Origin of the sequence: Scardovia wiggsiae, from assembly GCF_051045985.1 — a bacterium.
GTDB lineage: Bacteria > Actinomycetota > Actinomycetes > Actinomycetales > Bifidobacteriaceae > Scardovia > Scardovia wiggsiae.
The window spans coordinates 1,018,916-1,040,784 of the sequence record NZ_CP157350.1; the positions used below are offsets into that span (position 1 = coordinate 1,018,916).

The following is a 21,869-nucleotide window of genomic DNA, read 5'->3' on the forward strand; positions in this document are numbered from 1 at the left end:
GTTCCAATCACTGAGGACGAAAATGTATTATGCTCAGGTCTTAACAGCTTAATAGACTGTGGTTATGGAATCCTTTCACAGCACACGCAGCACAGAAAGCCATTTGACGTCCAAACAGGCAATACTGAAAGGCATCGCGGATGATGGCGGGCTGTTTGTCAATGATTCGTTAGCCGGACATCATATTGATGCGTCTGAATTAGCCGGAAAAAGCTATACTGATATTGCGCGGACAGTGCTGCATGCCCTCCTGCCCGATTTTACCAGACAGGAACTGGACGGATGCATTGCCGGCGCATACGGGGATGCCTTCGACGATCCGCGCATCACCCCAGTACACAGGCTTGCAGCCGCAGACGGTACGCATAGAGCACGCCATTACATCCTCGAACTCTTCCATGGCCCTACATGCGCCTTCAAAGATATCGCCCTGCAGATACTCCCCCGGTTCATGGCACAGGCTGCGGCCGCAGCTGAACCTGCAGACCCCAGTGCCGGTAAACGCATCATGATCCTCACAGCTACCAGCGGCGACACCGGAAAGGCAGCCCTGGCAGGATTTGCCGACTGCCCGGGAACGGCGATCACGGTTTTCTACCCGGAAGGGAAAGTCAGCGATATCCAGCGCCTGCAAATGGCCACGCAGCCCGGCGGCAACGTCCGGATCTGCGCTGTCAGAGGGAATTTCGACGACGTCCAGACTGCTGTCAAGCATATTTTTACGGATCAGCCCCTAGCGGACAGGCTTGGCACAAAAGCCCATACGCTGCTGTCCAGCGCAAATTCGATCAATATAGGCAGGCTCGTCCCCCAGGTAGCCTACTACTTTTCTGCATACGCACAGCTGCTTGAAACCAATGCGGTTGTTGCCGGCAGCCCGATTGATTTTATCGTCCCAACCGGCAATTTCGGCAACGTCCTTGCCGGATATTACGCCAGGCTCATGGGCCTCCCTGTGGGGAAGCTTGTTGTAGCCAGCGACAGGAATAATGTCCTTTATGATTTCCTGACAACAGGCATATACAACCGTAACCGCGAGTTTTATGCGACATCCTCGCCGAGCATGGATATTTTAGTTTCTTCCAACCTCGAGCGCATGCTGTACTACGTGTCCGGCGGCGATACGGCGCTGATCTGCCACCTTATGGATGATCTCGACAGGACCGGCAGTTTCAGCATATCTCCAAGCCTTCTGGCAGAAATCCGGGAAATATTCAGCTGCGGGTGGGCAGATGAAAATGACGTTGCATCCGCTATTACCAGCTGCTGGGAATCCTACCGTTATATAATCGACCCCCATACAGCATGCGGCTATCATGTTATGATGCAGTCGCAGGGGAACAGCCCTGAAAGGCCGCAGATACTGCTGTCTACTGCAAGCCCCTACAAGTTCCCGCGGACTGTCCTTAGCGCCCTGGACAGTATTCCCGGCAGCGTTCCCGGCGAAGCCGGCGCGCTCACGGCTCCAGGCAAAAACGGGCTGTCGGACTTCCAGTGTATGGATATTTTAAGTTCTGTAAGCGGCACTACGCCCCCGATGCAGCTGCGCAGTTTAGACAGTGCCCCGGTCCGGTTCAACGACACAGTAGATATTGCCGATATGACCGGCTATGTAGAACAGGCAGCGGGCTGAAGTATCGCATTGAATCCTGTATATCGCAGATTTTTTATTCCAGGACGCTGGTTTCAAGCAATTCATGCGCATGGTCAAGCGATGCCTGCGTATCCGTCCCGGAAAGCATCCGGGCTATTTCTTCAACACGGGCGTGACCCGATGCTTCGGTTACATCCGTATGCACTGCCGTATCCGGCCCGTCCTGCTGGCCCCCCTTACGCACTACATACTGTGTATCTGCCCATGAAGCGACCTGTGCCAGATGGGTCACCACTATCACCTGTGAGCCCTTAGCAAGCCGTGCAAGCCTCTTCCCCAGCTCGACAGCGCTTTTGCCGCCGACACCCGCATCGATCTCATCAAAAATCAATGTTGGTGCTGTACTGCCCGCTGTGATGGCGGATACCCCGTCCCCCTGCCCATGCTCTCCGCGCTGCATATCAAAAGCAACAAGTTCAAGCGCAAGCATAAGGCGGCTCAGCTCGCCGCCGGAAGCGCTTTTCCCCATAGGGAGCTGAGGGGATCCGGGGAAAGGGGTGAAAAGGAAAGAAATTGCATCTTCCCCCCATCCATCCGGCTGTGCCTTGCGCTCTACTGTAATATCAAGCCTGGAGCCTTCCATTGCAAGGGATCCCAGTTCTTCATTGACACGGGAAGAGAGTTCCTGCGCGCACTCAGAACGTTTCCGGGAAAGTGCTTCCGCTTTTTTATGCGCCTCAACCCTGAGCGCTTCACGTCTGGCCCGCAGCTCCTCGATACGCTCGGGTGATGCATCAAGGTCTTCAAGGTCATAACCGGCTTTCTCCCGCCACGCCAGGACATCATCAAGCGTTGGCCCCCACCGTTTTGTAAGCTCATCCAGATCATGGATGCGCCCATTGATATCATCCAGTTCCTGCGGGCTTACATCGTCAGGTATCTGGTGCGCCAGCGAAAATATAATATCCTGGAGGTCTTCATGAAGGGATGTCAGCCTCTGTGCTTCATCCTTAAAAACTTCCCTGGCAGACGATGATTCGAGGACGCGGGCTGCACGGTCTATGCGGTCCGCCGCTCCATCGCCACCCATACCTGAATCCGCCTCAGACGCATCCAGCGCCTCCAGCGCGCTGCTGACGGCTGTTGCGATATCGGCTGCATTTTCGATCCGTGTACGCCGGGCCTTAAGCTCTTCATCCTCGCCTTTTTGAGGGTCAACAGAATCAATACGCCCAATAGATTCACGCAGATAATCAGCCTGGGCCTGCGCCTGTGACTGCTGCTGTATTATCCGTTCCAGCTGCCCATCCGCCTCTTTCACCGCTGCATAAGCCTGCTGATACTGGTCAAGCTCACTGCCGTCCCGGGCACATCTGTCAAGGAATTCACGCTGCCGGGAAGCAGAGGCAAGCTTCAGCTGTTCAGCCTGCCCATGGACAGTAACCGTATATGTGCCCAGCCCCTGCAGAACCGAGCGGGGCACGCTTTTCCCATTGACCACTGACCGGGAACGCCCGGCTGAAGGGACACTCCGTGAAATGAAAAGCTCGCCGTCCTCGCAGCCGGCACCTGCCTGACGGGCGAAGTCCTGCACCGGGCCGTTTTCAGAAACATCAAAAATCCCCTGTACCCACGCCTGTTCAGCACCGGGAGAGACCCGTTCCGACTGGGTACCTGCCCCCGACAAAAGCTGTACCGCGCTCAACAGCATGGATTTGCCCGCACCGGTTTCACCGGTTATTGCCGTCATACCGGCATGAGGATGCAGGACGGCATGGTCAATCGGCCCAAGAGAGCGTATCTCAAGCTCTTCCAGCATATGACCTCCTAATCCTCATCAGCTCTGAAATCATTGAACATGCGGTACTGGTCCATCTCGCTGAGCCCGTCATTGATAGCCTGGTTAAAACCACCCGTGCCTAGGTAATGGGGGAAATGGATGAATTTTTCTGTTCCGGATGCACGGCTGCCCCCGACAGTATTCTGCAAAGGCCCGCCGTTTTCAATACGGCGTTCAGCCTGCTCCCTCCAGCCGACAACAGGCAAATTAAACTTGGTTACCAGACGGTCAGCGAACAGGGCGCCAGACAGCCGTGCCAGCCGGAGCGTATCAGCTGATTCCCTGACTGTAATGCGCGAATCGGCAGGTACAGTATGCACCCGCCGCCCGTCACAGGTCATGACTGCATCATCACCCTGCACCTCAAGCACATGTATCCCAAAGCTGGACTCGGAACCCGCGATAAGAGGGCGTGTAAAGAGTGCATGTGCTGCGATAGGCAGCAGTTCCAAGGCTTTCACCCCTGGCCAGATTATCGGGCCGCCGGCAGAAAACGCGTATGCTGTAGAACCTGTAGGCGTAGAGGCGATGACCCCGTCGCATCCGAAAGAACTGACTGCAACATCATCAACTGTGATCCCCACCTGGATCATCGGGCTGTTTGCGCCATGGTAAACGACGGTATCGTTCAAGGCCCAGTCATGTACAGGTTCGGGCCTGTGGGGAAGCCACAGTTCAACATCCGCGATCATGCGTTTTTCGATCGTATAATCTTTTTCAGCGATCCGTTTTATCGCCTTGCTGATCTCAAAACTTTCAAACTCAGCGAGAAAACCTATATGCCCGAGGTTTATGCCGATCACAGGGACCTGCGTCCCCTTGACTATCTCGACTGCACGCAAAATAGTGCCATCTCCGCCCAGGACAACGACGATTTCAGCGGAAGGATCAACAGAAAAGCCTTTTCTGCCGGCAGGCTGTGTGCCATCGCTATCACTGTCAAGTACCGTAACGGAAAAGCCATATGCCCCCAGAAGCCGGGCAACCTGGCTGACTATCGGCGAAGAAACGGCAAACCGTTTGTGCGTTACAATATATGCTATCCGCTCGGCCATGGCCCTCCCTGGCAGTATGTTATCCAGTTATTATATACAGCTGTTTATAGTTTAAATGATTTACTGTATTTATCAGCTTTCGGTAATATCACGCATGTTATCCACCGTAATCCACAGCAGGTATTCCCGGTTCCCATGCAACCCTGTAATATCGGACGGAACATAGCCACGCACAGTGAAACCGCTGCGGCGCGCATACCCGAGGACTTTGTCCACAGCACTGCGGCTGAGGCTGCTGCCGGTAACGATCCCGCCTTTCCCCAGGTTCCCCCTGCCGACTTCAAACTGAGGCTTGATAAGCAGTATGGCAGTAAACGCAGGCGCACCCTCTTTGAGGGCTGCAAGCGCTATGCGCTGCAAAGGCGGGATAATAAAGGCAAGGGAGATAAAAGACACATCGGAAACAGCGTAGTCAGGCAGATACGGCAGATCCTGCGGCACAGTATCACGGAAATTTACCCCGCTCATCTCAAAGACCCGCGGATCTTCCGCTATCCTGCGGTCAAGCTGCCCGTGCCCAACATCCAGGGCAATGACTCTCTGCGCCCCCTTGTCTAAAAGTACCTGTGTGAAGCCGCCGGTAGAAGCACCGATATCAAGGCATTTCCTGCCCGCCGGCCTTTCAAGCCCTTCGGGGCCAAAAGCGTTATAGGCGCTTAAGAGTTTGGCTGCACCCCGTGAAACATAGTGGGAATAATCAAAACCGTCCATAAAAGCGGGATGGTGCCGTACACTGGGCAAGGGGGATATCTCAATAGTATCTGTGCTGCTTACTATGAAAGACGGCTTCATGCAGAGTTCCGAATTAACACGCACACGGCCTTCTTCAATAAGCGCCTGTGCGCGGGTCCGCGACCGGCATAATCCCCTTTCCGCAAGCGCTTTATCGCACCTCATAGCACTGTGCCCCTGTGCGGATATGCTATGACTGCTCATCCAGCTCTTTCTGCAAGGATCCAAGGACTGCGCGGTAGCTGCTGATTACTTCGCTGAAGTCGGCATCGCCGAGCTTCTCCAGCTGAGGGAATTTATCGGATAAAGTTATGCTCTCCTCCCTGTCCTGTACAGCATCGGCAGCACCGTCTGCAGTATCATCCTGGAGGCTTCTGTTATCAGTATCCATGTTATTTCCTTGTGATTCATCTTTGCTGCAGCCGCATCCGGATTACTGCAGCCTGTCTGAAAACTGCGGTATCTGCAGATTGTGAAGGTCAGCATCATGATTATCTGCAGCATCCCACGCTGCCGAAGCTGCGGCTCTTAAAGCATCCAGCGAACTAATGGGCCCGGTAACATGCTGCCCTGATATTTCAACTGTCAGAGCCTCACCTCGGACATATGCAAGGGCATCCCCGCATATGAATGAAACGCCGCTGACGCCCTGCCCATGCCGGATGCTATCCGTACGGACGACCTGCGGCTGCCTGTTATTCAGCCCCTCAAGATCGGCACATATATAAGATGGACGCAGCAGCGGCTGTGCCTGTATTATCTGCCGGGCATCTGCAACCCCGGTAAGCACGACCGCGCTGTCATAGCCGCCGCGGTTTGCAGCCTCAATATCCGTATCAAGCCTGTCCCCGACCGGAAGGCATTCTTCAACAGGCACGCGGCTGCCGGCAGGGCTGAACATATCCCGTGCAATATGGTACATATGGGCTTCAGGCTTCCCGGCTGAGGCCTCCGGCCCTTTCCCGGTAGCAATGGATACAGCCCTGATCAGCGCACCGTTACCGGGTGCGATCCCCTCCTCACGCGGGATCGTCAGATCACGGTTCGTAGCAAAATACCGGGCTCCGGCATTGACGGCATAAGAAGCCTGTGCAAGCTCCTTCCATGAGATATCGGGGTACCACGACTGGATGACTGCCTGAGGGCGGTCCGCAGCCCTGCTGCACACCTCAAGGCCTGCCTTCCTGAGCTCATCTTTCAGATGGCCCTTCCCGACAACAAGTACTGTGCCGCCCTGCCCAAGGGTTTCTTTGAGCATATGGGCACTCACCATTGCCGATGTAATAATATCGCTGTCTTCCAGCCCAATACCAAAACTGCGTATCTGTTCGGCGACCTGCGCCGGATACCGTGAAGGATTGTTCGTCGTGTAGGCGATATGCATACCGGCATTTTCCGCTTTCCGGATGCCTTCGGCAGCATTTTCAACAGGATGCGCTCCGCGGTAAACCACTCCGTCCAGATCTAAAAGGGCGAGGGAATACCGGGAGCTGAGCGGCTCCTGAGTCCCTTTGATAATCGTTGGATAATCCATCTCTAGAGTGCTTCCCCGGTCGCCTCAGTTTCTTCAGCTTCTTCAGCTTCTTTGATTTCTCCGGCCTCCTCAGCCTGGCTGCTGCCCTCTTGGACTGCATCCTCATGCCTGTAAAATTCCGCAGGATCGATCCCAAGCCCGCGAAGCATGTCATCATCAATATTCTCCATATCATTATCGATCACATCATCGCTGAGCGCATTATCATCTTCAGCAAATTCGGATTCCAGCCTGTCCAGCAGCGGATCCAGAGCACGGGCAGCATCTTCATTGCCCGATTCTTCATTAAAGTACTGCTCGGCCTGCACGGCACGCATCCTGTAGGCGCCTCCCACCCCCTGGGCATGTGCAAGCGCGTGGGCTACCTCAACCGCTTTATCATATTTGCCCAGGTCTGCCAGAGCACCTGCATATACCAGGAACATTTCAGCTTTGGATTCCCCGCGCAGATACCGCGCGCCATCGGAAGTAGCCATTTCTATAGCCTTTTCAGGCTCGCCGAGCCCCCGCTCACAGTCGGCCATAAACGGCAGATAATCATTGAAACCGTTCATACGGTATGCTGTCCTGAATTCGCGGAGCGCAAGTTTATAGTCCCCCGTGCGGTACGCTATCAGCGCCAGGGTTTCCCGTGTCAGGTCAATGCGGGAAGCCTGGCGTACTATCCATTGCGCGTGCTCGAGCGCCGCTTCCGGATCGGTCTCCTCCAAAGAATAAGCGGCAAGCATGTGGAGCCCGATATTCTCTGCGTGCTCTTTGCTCAGCCCCCTTAAACGCTCTTTTTCATCCCTCGACAGCATCGACCACTCCATGCCTTTAGGCATTTTAGGTTCGCCGGGGCGCCTGTCAGTATACGGATTCTGCGATGGATAAGACACCGTACCGTCAGAATTCCTGCGCCCTGAATCGTAATTTGCGGATGACTGCCTGCCCTGATGGTTCCCGCGCTCACGCTTGTCAATGCGCCCGCCGGACCTGTCAAAACGGCCGGTGAATCCCCTCCTGCCTTCATTGCGTTCCTGATTACCCCTGTCATGCGATCTGCCGGAATGCCCGGAATTGCCGTGCCCTTGAGAATGGCTGCCATAAGAAGAACGGGAAGGCTTCTTCCCTGTACGGTCCCTGTCTCCGCTGCGATAACCCTTCTCACTGCCGGCGCTGCGGTTGAAATGCCTGGCACCGCCGTGCCCATTGCTGCTGTCGCGATGGCTGCCGGCGTGGCTGCCGCCGCGGGCCCCTCCGCGTGAAGAGGATGACGATGCCTGGGAATTACGCGAACGTCTGCTGTTTTCTGCCATTAGTGTACCTCCACAACCCCAAGGGCTTTCTTCCCGCGGCGCAGGAGCACAAAACGGCCGTGCAGGAGGTCAGACCCCCCGACAGTCTGTTCGGCATCTTCAACGCGCCGGTTATTAATGTATACGCCGCCTGAAGCAACAGTTTTCCTGGCTTCGGAAACCGACCTGAACAGTCCCGCAGCCACAGCTGCCTCGGTTACACGGCTTCCGGATGCCACCTGGGCAAATACTTTGCCGCCCTGCCCATCCGCGACCTTCAATCCGTCTACTGATGCCTCAAAAGTATCAGCATCAACAGCATCAAGGGCAACCTCGCCCCGTCCAAACAAGGCCTCAGCAGCATCGATCGCACTCCGGGCCGCTTTATCCCCGCGGACAAAGCTTGTAACTTCCCATGCTAAGGTACGCTGCGCCTCGCGCGCCCCCGGGTTCGTGCCAACTTCACGTTCCAGCCGCTCAATTTCCGGCTTAGGCAGAAAAGTAAAGAATTTAAGGAGTTTAATAACTTCGCTGTCAGGCTGGTTATACCAGAACTGATAGAAACGGTATGAACTGAGCATTGCCGGGTCAAGCCAGATCGCCCCGCCTTCGGATTTGCCGAATTTCTTCCCCTGCGAATCTGTGATAAGCGGCGATGTCATAACATGGACATTGGCTCCGCGTACCTTATGGATCAGGTCCAGCCCCGAGACCAGGTTCCCCCACTGGTCGGCACCGCCCGTCTGCAGGGTGATGCCGTATGTGTCATACAGGTGGAGGAAATCATTGCCCTGGAGGACCTGGTAACTGAATTCAGTAAAAGATATGCCTTCCTGGGAGTTCAGCCGCCGGGCAACAGTATCCTTGGCAAGCATTGTCCCCAGCCGGAAATTTTTACCGACATCCCTGAGGAAATCAATAGCCGATATATTCCCGGTCCAGTCGTAATTATTAAGGAAAGTAACTGCATTGTCGCCGCTGTTGATAAGGAGGGGGCCTATCTGCGCACGTAAGCTCTCCACCCAGGCGCCAACAACATCTTTAGGGTTCAAAGTACGTTCGCCGGACTGGCGGGGGTCGCCTATAAGGCCCGTCGCACCGCCGACAACGGCATATGCATGATGCCCCGCCTCCTGGAGGTGCCTCATAAGGAGGACTTGTACAAGATTGCCGATATGCAGCGAGGCAGCACTGGGATCAAAACCCGTATAGAAGGAGATCGGCTCCCCGTTAAGCGCCTGGGCAAGCTGCTGACGGTCCGTAGACTGGTTGATCAGACCGCGCCATTCCAGCTCATCACAAAGCGTATTAAAGCCGGCTTCCTTATAGCTGCAAACCTGTGCCATGAAAACTCCTCGCTGCTGAATTACGTACCAATTCTGCCAAATATCCGAGACAGAAAAGGCCGCAGGCGTGCGTCTGAGGACAGCCTCACAGGCAGTTTCAGGAAAGCGCCTCAAGAAGGTGCGTCCTGCCTCTTATTTTATTGATTCTTCGTCTTTAGTACTGTCGCCGGAGGCAAGGGCCAGTACCCAGATACTGCGGTTGCGCGCCGCCTCTTCGCTGCGTGCAACCATGATAATGGTGTCATCCCCGGCTATGGTCCCCAGGATATCCGAAAGGATCTGGCGGTCAATAGCGCTTCCCACATATTCGGCAGCACCCTCCGAGGTCTTGATAACTATGGTGTTCTGAGCATAATCCACAGAAGTTACCAGGCCGTTGATCACTCTGGCGAGGCGCTGTTCGCTGCGGTTGAAATCTTCAGCAGCCAGAGCCCTTTTACCTTCAGCGATCAGGGTGTAGGCCGACTGTGTCTCCATTTTGCGGGTGAACCTCTGGATCTCATCCCTGGTAGGGAGGGCGTAAGCAACAGAACCGTCGTCATGATGGACCTTGATGGCTTTCATCTCATCCAGATCACGGCTCAATGTAGCCTGGGTGACGGTAATCCCCTGCTGCGACAGTAAAACCTGCAGCTGCTGCTGAGAATTGACGTCCTGTGAATTAAGAATTCGCTCTATGGCATCTCTGCGAGCTACTCTTGTTGAAGGTCGGGTGTCATCTTGTAACATAAGATTCCTTACTTAATATTTTTTCTTTCTATTATATATGTTTTTGGCGCTATTAAGTAAAAAAACTTCGATTTTATAGTTTCTTCCATCGGCTTAATTATTTATGCTGCTGCCTTATTCAGCAGCTATTTTTCAGCAGCCCTGAAACGGCCAACAGCTGCCTCAGATACAGCTGTACCACCCTATGCAGCCGATTATCCGCGGCTTTGCAAATAATCTATAAAATTGTTGAGTATCGCGCTAAGCTCTTCAACAGTATGCCCTGTCATGATCCACCATACGATAAAAGCAATCTCTGCAGCAGAAAGGATGAGCGCGATAACCGCAAGCACCCTTCCGCGCATATGGAACATTCTGGCCCGCGGTATAGCAAGGCCGGCCAGGAACAGTGCAAAGGGCTGCAGCATAAAAATAGAGAGGACAAGCGACCATATTGCCATCGCTGACCATCGGCCGTACAAAGGGTTCTTATCCGGGTCATCAGGCTTAAACTCGGAAAGCGGGATCTGCTGCCCCTGCCGGTTATAGAAAAATGGCTGCTGGAAGCCAAAATTGCCGGAAGGCTGGTTGCTGCTGCCGGCAGGGCCGCCGCCGTTGCCGGATGTATTCGCCGCGCGCCGCGTGTCCTGCTGCTGTGTACTAGGCTGCGCGCCGGTGTCGCCCTGGCGGCCCTGCTCGGCTCCGGATTTTTCTGTTTCGGGTTTCCCGTACACGTATGGGTCCCAGCCGGGGTATTTATTGGACATCTGTCCGTATTCAGGCAGATCCTGCTGCACAGGGCCGCCGGCAGGAGCGCTGGAAGCTGAAGATGCGCTGCTGCCCGGCTGCGGCGGGATCCCGTTGGGGTCCCCGTTAGTATTACTGCTGTCGCTCATATATACCTGCACCTCTTCGCATTATCTGCTGTTATGTATATATACCATACGCGTACTATACGCCTGTACTCCGTACAGTATACACGATTGCCCCTTATCCAGGCCCGTACTCGGCTACGCGCGCAACCTGGCGCCTAAAGCGGAAGCCGCTTTAACAATAGCAGCACGGATCCCGTCGGCATCCTCAGACGTCAGAGTTCTGTCAGAAGCGCGGAAAGTGACCGAGTAAGCAAGCGATTTCTCATCATCTTCTACCTGGTCGCCGCTGTACACATCGAAAAGCTCGACTGCCTCGCAATATTCACCTGAAGCATCGCGGATCGCAGTTTCCAGCTGCCGGGAAGTTATGCCCTTATGGACCGTAAAAGCAAAATCCTGGTGAACAGGCGGATATACGGAGATATGCTGTGCCTGCAGCGGCCTGTACGTGATCTTGCTGAACAGTACTGTGAGATCAATCTCGAACGCTGCAGAATGCTCCGGGAAATCCATACGGCTGTTGACCTGCGGATGCAGCTCCCCGAGTACCCCTACACGCGTCCCGTCAGGGAGTTCAGCGTAGGCGAACCTTCCCGGATGCCATTGTGCCGGCATATCTTCAGGGGCAGGCTGGATGAATCGGATATCCGCACCAAGCCTGTCAGCCAGGCGGCGGACCACTTCAGCTGCATCCGTCCAGTCTACAGGGCGGGACTGCCCCAGCCAGCCGGGTTCCTCAGCATACCCTGTAAGTATCCCTGCAATATGCTCAGGCTGATGCGGCAGCCCTGCATCAAGGGCCTCCAGCTGTTCAGGCGACGGTTTCCGCCCGCCGGGAAGGGCAGGTATGGCCGGTGCCAGCGGGTCACGCTCAAATACGTGCCCCAGCTCGAATAAACGCACATTCCGGTTGCCTCTGCCTATATTGCGCTGGACCGTGCGCGCCAGGGTTTCAAGTACGGCGCGCCTCAGGTAAGGACGGTCAGCAGCCAGCGGGTTTTCGATCTCAACGCTGACCGCCGCCTCTTGTACCTCATCAAGGTTGAAACTTTTGAAATCTGAAGAGCCGACAAACGGATAGCTCCACACCTCAGTCAGGCCGTATTCAGCTGCTGTATCCGCACTCCAGCGGCGGCGGATCTGGTCAGGCGTCAGGCCTGTTTCCCCCTCTACAGCAACTGCGGGTATACGGACAGGGATGCTATCGTACCCTACCAGCCGGGCTATCTCTTCCACCAGATCACAGGGGAACTGCAGGTCGGGGCGCCACGTAGGGGGCTCAACAAGAAGCTCGCCGTTACCGCCGCCGCCCAGACTGCAGCCGATATCTGTAAGGATCTCAGAAATCCTGGATACAGAAATATCCAAAGCTGTCAGGCGTTTCACTTCACTTGTCTTGAAACGGATGGAAGGCATCTCCACGGTTTGATCGTAGTCTGCGGGAGTATCAGATACTTGCCCTCCGCAGATTTTCACAATAAGCTGGGCCGCTTCTTCAGCGGCAGCCGGCTGGAGTTTTGTATCAACACCGCGTTCAAAACGGCGTGAAGCCTCAGACGGGATCTTATGGCGCCGCGCAGACCGCGCAATTGATACGGGATCAAAATGGGCAGATTCAATAAGGATATTTGTGGTCTCCTCCGTCACCTCACCATACATACCGCCCATAACGCCTGCAATGCCGAGTATCCGGGAACCCTGAGCGCCGTCAGGGGAATCAGTGATGAGCAGATCCTCAGGAGACAGGTTATGGCCTTTGCCATCCAGGGTTGTCAGCTGCTCCCCTTCCCTGGCGCGGCGCACAACTATCGGAGGGGCGATCTTATCAAGATCATATGCGTGAAGCGGCTGCCCCAGGTCAAGCATCACATAATTCGTCACATCAACTACCGGGGACAGGGAACGCATCCCGCTCCGCTGCAGGCGGTGTGCCAGCCAGTGGGGGACCTTCCCAGCATTATCTATCCCGCGGACTGCACGTGCATAATAGCGGTCACAGCCCTGAACACCATGGATGGGCTGACTGTCGCTGATAATTACTTCAACGTCACGGGCACTGCCCGGATTATGCGATACAACCGGTGCTGTCTCGTTAAGAGCCTCCACTGGATCCGTAAACTCTGCCCCAGTCGAGTGATGGAATTCCCGGGCAACCCCGCGATAGGAGAAGGCATACCCCCGGTCAGGGGTAATATTGATCTCCAAGACAGGCTCTCCCAGCCCGAAAAGCCCCATAAGGTCATCACCCGGTTTGAGGGCTTTATACTGGCTGTCGCTCAATCCGAAACTGCGGAGCAGGATGATCCCCTCATGGTCATCGCTTATCCCCAGCTCCCGGGCAGATGCGCACATACCTTCCGACATATGGCCATATGTTTTGCGCGGTTCGATCCTGAAACCGCCGGGAAGCACAGCACCGGGGAGGGCTACAGCAACCTTTTCCCCCTGTGCGATATTGGGCGCACCGCAAACGATGGAACGCGGTACCGTATTCCCCTCGCCGTCCTGGACATTGTATGGCCCCACATCAATATGGCACCAGCTGATAGTTTTGCCGTTCTTCTGCGGCTCTCTGACAAGGTCTTCAACATATCCGACCACAATGGGGCCGGTAACATTGCCTTCATGTACAGCTTCTTCTTCAAGCCCGACTTTCACCAAGTCAGCAGCAAGCTGTGCATAAGTCTCATTTTCGGGGACACTGACGTGCTCACGCAGCCATCCCATATCAATCAGCGGCATTTGACTACTCCCTAACGATCATACTGCTTACTTTTATGTTTACCTGTACAAAATGCCTACTCGCCCATGACGAACTGCTGGCTGAAACGCTGATCACCCTCAACCAGGTCATGCATATCATCAATATCATGGCGCAGGAGCAGGGTACGCTCCATCCCGACACCGAATGCGAAACCTGAATAGGCTGAAGGGTCTATCCCGGCGGACATCAGGACCCTGGGATTGACCATACCGCAGCCTCCCCATTCGATCCAGCCGGCCCCGCCTTTTTTGTCGGGGAACCACAGATCCATCTCCGCGCTGGGCTCGGTAAAGGGGAAGTATGACGGGCGCAGGCGTGTCCGTGCCTCAGGGCCGAACATCGCAACAGCCAGTTTGTCAAGCACCCCCTTCAGGTCTGCCATGGTGAGGCCCTTATCTACCGCGAGTGCCTCGCACTGGTGGAATACCGGCGTATGCGTAGCGTCAAGCTCATCCGTCCTGTATACACGGCCGGGGCATGCGATGTACAGAGGCACGCCGCGTTCGAGAAGGGAACGCGCCTGCACAGGGGATGTATGGGTCCGCATGACCATATTCGATCCGGTAAACCCGGCAGAATCTTTTGCCTGGTTTCCCTTGATATAGAAAGTATCCTGCATCTGGCGCGCAGGATGGTCAGGGCCAAAATTGAGCGCATCAAAATCATGCCACTCCGTTTCCACCTCAGGCCCTTCTGCTATCTGCCACCCCATAGAAACAAAGAAATCTTCAACATCTTCAAGCAGTTTAGGAAGCGGATGCCTGGCCCCTATGGGATGGCGGCGTACAGGCTGTGTCATGTCCACTGTTTCAGCGGCCAGTTTTTTCTCCTCTTCCTCCTGTTTAAGCTGATTTTCACGCACACCATAAGCACGGCCAAAATCAGCACGGAGTCTGCCGATAAGTTTGCCTGCATCTTTTTTCTGATCCGGGCTGAGACCGCCTATAGCCCTGCTCGCACGTGCAAGTTCAGAGGCACCGCCGGTATACTGGGCACGGAAAGCATACAGTTCATCCAGATCCGAAGCATTAGTAACTTTCCCGATACCCTCATCCACAGCCGCTGTTACTCTGTCGGCATTAAATTCAAGAGCCTCTGACACGACTCGCCTTTCCATTGCATACTCTACATCTTGTCCATAAACACAAAACGCCAGCCCTGCCATAATTGCTGCAGCAGCCTGCGCAGCTACGGAAGTTCGCTGACGTCATTGTTCAATGGATTCTGAAGTACAATTATCCTCGTCTAGTGCGACATGACGCGCCATAGCATACGTATACGCGATTACAGAAACGCTCATCGCCACATTCAGGGATTCGGCTTTGCCGTACAGGGGGATGCGTACCGCTTCATCACAGCGGCTGATCATAATATCCTCCAGCCCCCGAGCCTCGTTACCGAAAAGGATGGCAGAAGACGGGAACCCTTTGCCGACGCCGACACGGACGGCTTCAGGCAGCTCCGTAACAGGGTTATCCGGCGTACCGTAGGCATCTGCAGCAATAACAGTGATCCCATTGCTGCGGGCAAAATCGAAAAACTCATTTTCGCCCATGCTGGCAACTGGGAGATGGAACAGCGACCCTGCTGCTGACCGCACAACTTTAGGGTTAGTGATATCCACGCAGTCGCCAATAAGTATGACACCGTCGCAGCCCGCCGCATCAGCAGTACGGATGATCGTACCGGCATTGCCGGGGTCGCGCAGCTCCCAGCAGGCAATATAGAACCTGCCTCCGTGTGCATGGGTATGCTGCGGATCAGGCTGCAGGAAATGATCCGCCTCCGTAAGGACGGAAGATCTGCTGACAACAGCAAGTATCCCCTGGCTGTCAGGGCTTATGGAAGATATGGTTTTCCCGGTGCACAGGTGTACATAAATACCCGCAGCATCAGCATCTTCAATGATCTGTCGGACCGTACCGCCATTCACACTGCTTAAAGATACATCAGCATACACATCAAGTACATCATCAGGCGCATACCGTACAGCCTCACGCACGCCCTGGGGGCCTTCAACAAGGAAACGCTGCGTTTCCCTGCGGTTTTTCTGCCGGAGCAGGGATGCTGCTTTATGTATCCGCCCGGCATGAGGGTTATCAAGTATTTCTGTATACACAGGCATACTGCCTATCTTATGCCTATCTTGCATACAAATACCCATATGCATACAGAACAGCCCACTGCATACCGTGCAGCGGGCCGTTATCCGTTCCAGCAGCAGGCCGGCTGTCTTTACCGGCCGAAGGAAGGCCTAGAACCCAAACTCATGGGCAGTAGAACGCAAAGTTTCAGCCGAACGCTTCAATGCTGCAAGCTCCTCATCGCTTAACGGCGTGTTCAGATGGGAGTTGACGCCGTTACGGTTCAGCAGGGTCGGTACTGACATGCACACATCAGAAATACCATGGAAATCGTCAAGAAGCGAGCTCACCGGAAGGATGCGGTCGGAATCCTGCATGATTGCCTGGATGATGTCAACAGCAGACATGGCAATAGCATAGTTGGTGCTGCCCTTGCCTTCAATGATCTTATAAGCAGCGTTCTTCACATCCTGATGGATCTTTTCGCGCACTTCAGCAGTAAGCGGTTCATGCCCTTCGATCTCTTTCCAGTCGAGCATAGGGACGCCGCCGATAGTCGCGGATGACCACAGCGGGACTTCGGAATCACCATGTTCCCCGGCGATATATGCGTGGACATTCTTAACATTGACACCGGTCTGCTGGCCGAGGAGGAAACGCAGGCGGGCAGAATCCAAGTTGGTCCCCGAACCGAACATCTGGTTCTGTGGAAGGCCTGAAAGCTTCAGCGCTACATATGTCACGATATCCACAGGGTTGGTGATCAGCATGAAAATAGCATTAGGGGCCACTTCCACTGCGCCGGGGATAATCGACTTCATAATGTTGATTGTTGCGCCGGCAAGGTCAAGCCGTGACTGACCGGGCTTCTGACGGGCACCGGCAGTGATAACAACGATGTCAGCATCGCGGCATATTTCAATATCATCCGAACCGTCAAAAGTCACTGTCGGATAGAAGCTTGATCCATGCTGCATATCAAGCACTTCAGCCTCAACGTGTTTTTTATCTATATCTTCAAGGACGATTTCACGCGCAACACCGCGCTGGGCAGCTGCAAAAGCAGTGGTCGAACCAACAGCACCTGCGCCGATGATAGCCAGTTTCGTAGGACGGCGATAACTTTTTTCCACAATAACCTCTTTAGGATCAGAATTGTTACTTTTCCGTATGAACCCTTAAAATCCGCGGTTTGTGACACACGGACTGCATTGGGCACAACACCGGAACCAGTGCTAATTATAGCGCTTCAGTATGACGACAGCAATGCGTAAGCCGGCGCGCAGGATGGAGCACAAAGGCTCCCGCCCTGCCTTATCCTGCGAAGCCGGAAACACTATGATCTGCAGAAGATATTCCCGCTGTATCATGGGATGCCCCGTTGGCAGATGCTGCAACTTCCGCGCTGGCAACAATATGGGCTGCAAGCTGGCTGTCAACATCCGCTGTCAGATGTATACCTGTATCACCGTATTCGACCTGTCCAACACTGCCGAACTGCCTGGCCCGCGAAACCAGATCCCCTCTGGTATAGGGGATCACGGCATCTACATGTACATCCGGCTGCGGAAGTCTAGATTCTACAGCTTTGCGCAGCGCGTCTATGCCTTCCTCGGTCAGTGCAGATATGAAGAACGCATCAGGAGCCAGGTTTTTCAGCCGCTGAAGGGCAGCCTCATCAATACAGTCTATTTTATTGAACACAATGAGCGCCGGGGTACCCTCTATCCCCGGGATATCCTGCAGGACATCATTAACAGCGTCAATCTGGGAGAAAGGGTTGGGATGCGAAGCATCAACAACATGGACGATCACGCTGGCCCCGGCAGCTTCCTCCAGCGTAGATTTGAATGCTTCGATCAGCTGCGTGGGCAACTGGCGGACAAACCCCACAGTATCCACATACATAAAACGCCTGCCGTTTGCCGCTTCGCAATGGCGGACAGCAGTATCAAGCGTTGCGAACAGCGCGTTCTCCACCAGTTCATGCGAACGGGTCAGGCGGTTGATCAGCGACGATTTGCCGGCATTGGTATAGCCGACCACAGCTACCGTAGGCAACGAATTGCGGCGGCGTGACCCGCGTTTGATATCGCGCGCAGGTGCCATCCGGGCTATCTGCCTGCGCAGGCGCGCCATACGTGTGCGGATCACACGCCTGTCAAGTTCGATCTGCGTTTCACCCGGGCCGCGCGAGCCAATACCGCCGTTAGCTCCGGCAGACTGCCCGCCGGCCTGCCGGGACAGGGCTGCACCCCAGCCGCGCAGCCGCGGGAGCATATACTCCAGCTGGGCCAGCTCCACCTGCGCCTTGCCTTCTCGGCTTGTTGCGTGCTGGGCAAAAATATCAAGGATAACTGCTGTCCTGTCTACTACCTTGACTTTGGCCACATCTTCCAAAGCACGCCTCTGCGAGGGCGGCAGATCCGCATCAACTATGATCGTATCGGAATCTGTTGCTGCCACTATTGCAGCGATCTCATTTGTCTTGCCCTTGCCTACATAAGTAGCAGGGTCAGGCTTGAACCGGTGCTGGAGCACGCCTTCCATCACCTGCGCGCCTGCTGTCCTGGCAAGCGCCGCCAGCTCACGGAGCGATTCTTCAGCCTGCGCCTGCGTTGTTTCCCTGCTGGACCACACCCCCACCAGGACAACACGCTCCAGCCTGATGCGCCTGTACTCGACTTCCGTAACATCTTCCAATTCGCCAAGGCCTGTAACGCGCTTCAGCTCGTTGCGGCTTTCACGTTCTTTCCAGCCTTCGTCATCCTGCTGGCGCGCAATGGCACCGTTGGAACGGCTGCCCGTATGGGTACTGCCAAGGAGTATCTCCGACTGGCTATCCAGCACGGAGCCCAGATCAGTATTACGGCGTCCCGCCTTCCTGGTGCTCTTATAGCTCGCTTTTGACTTATTAAGCTGCCTGTTCCTGTTTTCTGCCATTGCGCCTTTCAGTTTTACGCACTATATGTATCTTATGGCTACAAGTTTACCTGCGCCTGCTACTTATCCCGCTTCCGCATCTCCCTGAAAGCACAGCACTCTCCCTCTGTTTTTACTGCTGGTCTGCGCTGGACGCTTTACTGCCCATAATAGCGCCGATCTTATTATTCAAGTCACGGGCAGCTGCGGCGTCTGCCTCACGCAGCCTGTTATCCGTCTCGATAACAGCGGCTGAATCCTTTTCAACCAAATTCCTGAACGCTTTCAGCCCTTCGACTATAGCGGAGCATACAGGGTCATCATGCTTTTCTACTCCGCTGACGGTATCCGCCTCCCCGAGTTTTTCCGGGGAGAAATCCGTATAGCCGTCAAGCCCCTTTTTCATTTCTGCAGTCACTGCTGCGGCCTCCCCTGATGTCTGGATCGTCCCGTCTGTCATAATGGCTCCTCCGTTACTGTTTTGGCTGTTATTAGATAATTTACCGGTACTGCTGAAAGCTGTACTACCTTTGACCTTTATACCGTTCCTTGCGGAACCGTCCATATGCCTCATCAAGTTCATGGATCCTGTGCAGGCATTCCCGTTCAAAAGCTTCATAGGTTTCATCGATCTCCCTTAAGACACAGTCACGGGCATACGCCATGTCATCAAGCTCGCTGAATACTGCACAGCGCTATGACTCCAAAAGGCCAGCTTCACTGCTGAAATATTCATCTATCAGCCCTTCTGCGGCAAGCTCATTAACGAAACATACAGTATCAGCCACACAGCTATTGCCCTCCAGCCACTTTTCCTCCATACGGCTGTATTCGGAGATTACCGCGGAGCGCCGGTCTTCCAGCACATCCCGCCGGGCACGCAATTCCCTGCTGACATCTGCATATGCACTGTCAAACTGGCTCTGGCTGCGGATATTGGCGTAATCACTGCTGTTCATACCTACCTCCCCACCCCAAAATCAGACTTTAGTTCATAAAGCGTATACGCACTAACAGCATAGGAATAATTTGACGGTTGGATACTACTATTCAGCGCCACCGCCTCACCAGCCTTATGATACTTCCCATCAAGCGGATCAAAACAATCCACCCGATACACCAAATCAGGCTTCTCAAGACACCAATTAAGGAAATCCTGGCTATGCCCATCAAGATTCAACGGATCAGCCATACTCTCCATAAAGCGTTCGTAACTAAAAGGTTTTTCGCTAGGTTTGCAGTAGCCGGACAGACTGTTGTTAAAAGTACTGATAGCTTTGCGCAGCGCAACTTCGTGCTTCTTGCTGGCAAAATACGTAATCAGCTTAAAATCGGTATGCTCATCAAGAACCTGGGCACCGGCAGAACTGCTACTGCTATTATAGTTAAAGGCTATTGCGCCTTCATCATTAAGCGCAGGGTTCTGATGTGAATCATCATCTAATCTTCCAACTTTTTTAAGTACTCGTGCGACTTGTTCTTTTTGCTTTCCCTCAATAAAATCATGCAGGACTCCTATAAGAAGGCTTTTAGCTATAGATAATCCGGTCCTTGCAAAGAAGTAGTTTACAGCTGTACTCGCAGTTTCAGTTATGACATGTTCTCCCAGGCTGGACCAGAAACTATATTTCTCTAAATCCTTTCCATTCTGGATATTTTCCAAGGTACGCGCAACATCGGGGAGAGAACCCGTTATACTTGACCCATGCCACGATATGGTTCCGCCTTTGAACTTGTCATAGTCATATATGTTAGACTGCATGGCAATTATACGTACTGATGCGTTCCGCTGATCCGCACTTTCTTTCACACTGTAGTGAGAATTAGGACCGAAAATAGCTACATCAAAAACAACACCCCCATCGTTGTTTTTGCTTGACGACCATATACTTGTTTTACCTTCAACTACAGTGGGCCTGATACCGTCAGCTATACGCAGTATCTGCCCTACTGCCACACGGATAGGCCACGTGGCTTCCTTCCAGTGCAAAGTTGCCAGATTAGGCATATCCGTGTTATGGATAAGGTTGTCCGATGCCTGGATCATGCGAAACAGAAAATCACTCTTTGTATGTCCGTAACCGATTTCTTTGTCTTCCGTCGTCCCAGGATCTTTTGCCGCGTTGGAAGGCAGTGTATAAATTGTCTTCCCGTCACTGGGGAATGCCCATTTCAAAACCGTCTGGATGCTTTTATAGTCCGGATTATCATTGTTGTATGTGCCGAGGGCCATTTCTTCTATCGCCCTGACACCCGCAGCAGCCATCCCATCGGTTACGTATGCTTTGGGAAGCGCATACAGGGCCTTCCACAAGTCTTCATTAAGCTTTCCATTACTGTACAGTTTCTTTGGATCCAGAGATTCCAGATTAATGCTCCCATCTTTTTTTCTGCCGAGCGCAGCCATAAGCGCTTTATATTGTGCAGGCGCCATAAATTTTTTGATATCTTCCGTATGATGCATGGCGTAGTCCCTCTCTACATCATCCACCCACTCCATCTGCGGAGCCCCGCCGGAAAGGAGCAGCGCAGCATCAGCATTAGCAGCTTTCAGCAGTGATATTTTTGCCTCTGCTTCCGCATAAAATGACGCTGCTGCCTGCTGATACTGATAAAAAAGGTCAAGCTGTTTCTGCAGTCCGGTTTTGAGCGGCTCCAAAAGCGTCAGCGAACCCCCTGTCAGCTGAGACAGACGTATAGAAGAGTCGGCCTTAACCTCAGGTTTTGGCGTCATTAAAGCATCTTGTGAGTCCCTGCATTTTGCTATCTGCCTGTAACACTCCCACAGCCGTGCAAGTAATTTGTCGGTATCGATTTCATCATGCATACCCTGGCCCCGAAGCCTGCTGATTGCTGCGAGATGGGATAAATTACCGTTTCTCAATGCCTCCCAGGCATTCCACTGCGCACGGAGAAACGGCGCACGCGAATGTATGGTATCCTCCACAGCCGTATATGCCTTGCCCTGCAGCCCGTACTCAGACAAAGCAAGTTTGGAAAGCCTACTGATCCCATCCTGGCAGTCCTCAAGCTTTTTATCGATCACTGTGTTCTCTGCATTAAGAGCACTGAGTACTTTTGTAAAATTGACCCTCACCGTAATCCTCTTTAATTGTTTCTCTGCTGCTTTTATTTTTA

The 21,869-nt window shown here is 53.9% G+C and carries 18 protein-coding genes; 1 reads left to right on the plus strand and 17 read right to left on the minus strand.

Annotated elements, in window-relative coordinates:
- Positions 1–64: 64 nt before the first annotated feature.
- Positions 65–1,633, plus strand: coding sequence for a threonine synthase (thrC, locus tag ABKA16_RS04305; protein WP_381000554.1), 1,569 nt, complete (start codon positions 65–67; stop codon positions 1,631–1,633).
- Between the two features lie 34 nt (positions 1,634–1,667).
- On the opposite strand, the gene recN is transcribed toward thrC, so the two are convergent.
- From recN to ABKA16_RS04390, 17 genes are all read right to left on the minus strand, one after another.
- On the minus strand, positions 1,668–3,413 hold the full coding sequence (recN, locus tag ABKA16_RS04310) for a DNA repair protein RecN (protein WP_381000552.1): 1,746 nt from the start codon (positions 3,411–3,413) through the stop codon (positions 1,668–1,670).
- Positions 3,414–3,421: 8 nt separating this feature from the next.
- Positions 3,422–4,489: an NAD kinase gene (locus tag ABKA16_RS04315; RefSeq protein WP_007148165.1), complete on the minus strand. Its 1,068-nt coding sequence runs from the start codon at positions 4,487–4,489 to the stop codon at positions 3,422–3,424.
- A gap of 72 nt (positions 4,490–4,561) precedes the next feature.
- The gene (locus ABKA16_RS04320; protein WP_381000638.1) at positions 4,562–5,386 is read right to left on the minus strand and encodes a TlyA family RNA methyltransferase; all 825 of its coding nucleotides are present in this window, start codon (positions 5,384–5,386) and stop codon (positions 4,562–4,564) included.
- A gap of 25 nt (positions 5,387–5,411) precedes the next feature.
- Positions 5,412–5,612, minus strand: a complete 201-nt coding sequence (locus ABKA16_RS04325; RefSeq protein ID WP_381000550.1) for a hypothetical protein — start codon at positions 5,610–5,612, stop codon at positions 5,412–5,414.
- Positions 5,613–5,654: 42 nt separating this feature from the next.
- Positions 5,655–6,755, minus strand: coding sequence for an HAD-IIA family hydrolase (locus tag ABKA16_RS04330; RefSeq protein ID WP_381000548.1), 1,101 nt, complete (start codon positions 6,753–6,755; stop codon positions 5,655–5,657).
- A gap of 2 nt (positions 6,756–6,757) precedes the next feature.
- Positions 6,758–8,053 (minus strand): tetratricopeptide repeat protein, encoded by a 1,296-nt coding sequence (locus tag ABKA16_RS04335; protein WP_381000546.1) that lies wholly within the window; start codon positions 8,051–8,053, stop codon positions 6,758–6,760.
- Positions 8,053–9,378 (minus strand): tyrosine--tRNA ligase, encoded by a 1,326-nt coding sequence (gene tyrS, locus ABKA16_RS04340; RefSeq protein ID WP_381000544.1) that lies wholly within the window; start codon positions 9,376–9,378, stop codon positions 8,053–8,055. Before tyrS ends, ABKA16_RS04335 begins: the two co-directional genes overlap by 1 nt.
- A gap of 132 nt (positions 9,379–9,510) precedes the next feature.
- The gene (locus ABKA16_RS04345) at positions 9,511–10,107 is read right to left on the minus strand and encodes an arginine repressor (RefSeq protein WP_381000542.1); all 597 of its coding nucleotides are present in this window, start codon (positions 10,105–10,107) and stop codon (positions 9,511–9,513) included.
- A 194-nt stretch (positions 10,108–10,301) separates the two neighbouring features.
- Positions 10,302–10,982, minus strand: a complete 681-nt coding sequence (locus ABKA16_RS04350; protein ID WP_381000540.1) for a hypothetical protein — start codon at positions 10,980–10,982, stop codon at positions 10,302–10,304.
- A 114-nt stretch (positions 10,983–11,096) separates the two neighbouring features.
- Positions 11,097–13,703: a phenylalanine--tRNA ligase subunit beta gene (gene pheT / locus ABKA16_RS04355; protein WP_381000538.1), complete on the minus strand. Its 2,607-nt coding sequence runs from the start codon at positions 13,701–13,703 to the stop codon at positions 11,097–11,099.
- Between the two features lie 56 nt (positions 13,704–13,759).
- The gene (pheS, locus tag ABKA16_RS04360; protein ID WP_381000536.1) at positions 13,760–14,842 is read right to left on the minus strand and encodes a phenylalanine--tRNA ligase subunit alpha; all 1,083 of its coding nucleotides are present in this window, start codon (positions 14,840–14,842) and stop codon (positions 13,760–13,762) included.
- A gap of 90 nt (positions 14,843–14,932) precedes the next feature.
- Positions 14,933–15,850 carry a TrmH family RNA methyltransferase gene (locus tag ABKA16_RS04365; protein WP_381000534.1) on the minus strand — a complete coding sequence of 306 codons (918 nt, stop codon included), beginning with the start codon at positions 15,848–15,850 and terminating at the stop codon, positions 14,933–14,935.
- A 129-nt stretch (positions 15,851–15,979) separates the two neighbouring features.
- Complete coding sequence (locus tag ABKA16_RS04370; RefSeq protein ID WP_381000532.1) at positions 15,980–16,942, minus strand: L-lactate dehydrogenase; 963 nt, start codon at positions 16,940–16,942, stop codon at positions 15,980–15,982.
- A 181-nt stretch (positions 16,943–17,123) separates the two neighbouring features.
- Positions 17,124–18,752, minus strand: a complete 1,629-nt coding sequence (gene hflX, locus ABKA16_RS04375; protein WP_381000531.1) for a GTPase HflX — start codon at positions 18,750–18,752, stop codon at positions 17,124–17,126.
- 112 nt (positions 18,753–18,864) lie between these two features.
- Positions 18,865–19,350: a hypothetical protein gene (locus ABKA16_RS04380; RefSeq protein WP_434156651.1), complete on the minus strand. Its 486-nt coding sequence runs from the start codon at positions 19,348–19,350 to the stop codon at positions 18,865–18,867.
- Positions 19,351–19,426: 76 nt separating this feature from the next.
- Positions 19,427–19,690, minus strand: a complete 264-nt coding sequence (locus ABKA16_RS04385; protein WP_381000525.1) for a hypothetical protein — start codon at positions 19,688–19,690, stop codon at positions 19,427–19,429.
- A 2-nt stretch (positions 19,691–19,692) separates the two neighbouring features.
- Entirely contained in the window at positions 19,693–21,828 is a 2,136-nt protein-coding gene (locus ABKA16_RS04390; protein WP_381000523.1) for a hypothetical protein, read from the minus strand.
- Positions 21,829–21,869: the final 41 nt, after the last annotated feature.

Coding starts and splice junctions, on each gene's coding strand:
- thrC (WP_381000554.1), top strand. CDS start 65: ATGGAATCCTTTCACAGCACACGCAGCACAGAAAGCCATTTGACGTCC.
- recN (WP_381000552.1), bottom strand. CDS start 3,413: ATGCTGGAAGAGCTTGAGATACGCTCTCTTGGGCCGATTGACCATGCC.
- ABKA16_RS04315 (WP_007148165.1), bottom strand. CDS start 4,489: ATGGCCGAGCGGATAGCATATATTGTAACGCACAAACGGTTTGCCGTT.
- ABKA16_RS04320 (WP_381000638.1), bottom strand. CDS start 5,386: ATGAGGTGCGATAAAGCGCTTGCGGAAAGGGGATTATGCCGGTCGCGG.
- ABKA16_RS04325 (WP_381000550.1), bottom strand. CDS start 5,612: ATGGATACTGATAACAGAAGCCTCCAGGATGATACTGCAGACGGTGCT.
- ABKA16_RS04330 (WP_381000548.1), bottom strand. CDS start 6,755: ATGGATTATCCAACGATTATCAAAGGGACTCAGGAGCCGCTCAGCTCC.
- ABKA16_RS04335 (WP_381000546.1), bottom strand. CDS start 8,053: ATGGCAGAAAACAGCAGACGTTCGCGTAATTCCCAGGCATCGTCATCC.
- tyrS (WP_381000544.1), bottom strand. CDS start 9,378: ATGGCACAGGTTTGCAGCTATAAGGAAGCCGGCTTTAATACGCTTTGT.
- ABKA16_RS04345 (WP_381000542.1), bottom strand. CDS start 10,107: ATGTTACAAGATGACACCCGACCTTCAACAAGAGTAGCTCGCAGAGAT.
- ABKA16_RS04350 (WP_381000540.1), bottom strand. CDS start 10,982: ATGAGCGACAGCAGTAATACTAACGGGGACCCCAACGGGATCCCGCCG.
- pheT (WP_381000538.1), bottom strand. CDS start 13,703: ATGCCGCTGATTGATATGGGATGGCTGCGTGAGCACGTCAGTGTCCCC.
- pheS (WP_381000536.1), bottom strand. CDS start 14,842: ATGGAAAGGCGAGTCGTGTCAGAGGCTCTTGAATTTAATGCCGACAGA.
- ABKA16_RS04365 (WP_381000534.1), bottom strand. CDS start 15,850: ATGCCTGTGTATACAGAAATACTTGATAACCCTCATGCCGGGCGGATA.
- hflX (WP_381000531.1), bottom strand. CDS start 18,752: ATGGCAGAAAACAGGAACAGGCAGCTTAATAAGTCAAAAGCGAGCTAT.
- ABKA16_RS04380 (WP_434156651.1), bottom strand. CDS start 19,350: ATGAAGCTTTTGAACGGGAATGCCTGCACAGGATCCATGAACTTGATG.
- ABKA16_RS04385 (WP_381000525.1), bottom strand. CDS start 19,690: ATGAACAGCAGTGATTACGCCAATATCCGCAGCCAGAGCCAGTTTGAC.